Origin of the sequence: Dankookia rubra (assembly GCF_004355005.1) — a bacterium.
GTDB lineage: Bacteria > Pseudomonadota > Alphaproteobacteria > Acetobacterales > Acetobacteraceae > Paracraurococcus > Paracraurococcus ruber_A.
Map to the genome: position 1 here is coordinate 1 of NZ_SMSJ01000358.1, position 471 is coordinate 471.

At 71.5% G+C, this 471-nt stretch carries 1 pseudogene; it reads right to left on the reverse strand.

The features are described 5' to 3' along the window. Positions 1–471, reverse strand: a pseudogene (locus tag E2C06_RS36975) (IS701 family transposase); the annotation flags it as partial.

Genomic DNA, 471 nt, shown 5'->3' on the forward strand with positions numbered 1-471 from the left:
CCTCGCTGGCCCAGCGCTGCCCTTCGACGGTGGCCAACGTCTCGATCGTGGCCCCGGCCGGGCACCAGGTGGTGAAGCAGGCACATTCGCCGTCGGCGAGGCTGCGCCGGATCAGCAGGCCACGGGTCCAAAGGCCGGCCGCGCCGGCCCGGTACTCGTCCGCGTCCAGGTCAGCCAGCTCGAGATTGGCCCAATCGGAGAGCCGCGGCCCTTTCGTGCCCTCGCCCGCGGACAGGCGCTGCCAAGCAGAGGGCTCGAGATCCTTGGCAATCTCCTCGGCAGTTCCAGCCACCATCGGCTTGCCGACCCAGGGGTTGAAGGCCTGCGTGGCGTTGACCCCGAGCACGTAGCCCTTGCCCGCCCGGCGCAGCGCCATCTCGATCTCGCCCACCCCGTAGACGCTGTCCGCCGCCACCCAGGCGAACGGCACCCCAGCCGCGATGGCACGCTCGACCATGCGCCTGGCCAGCC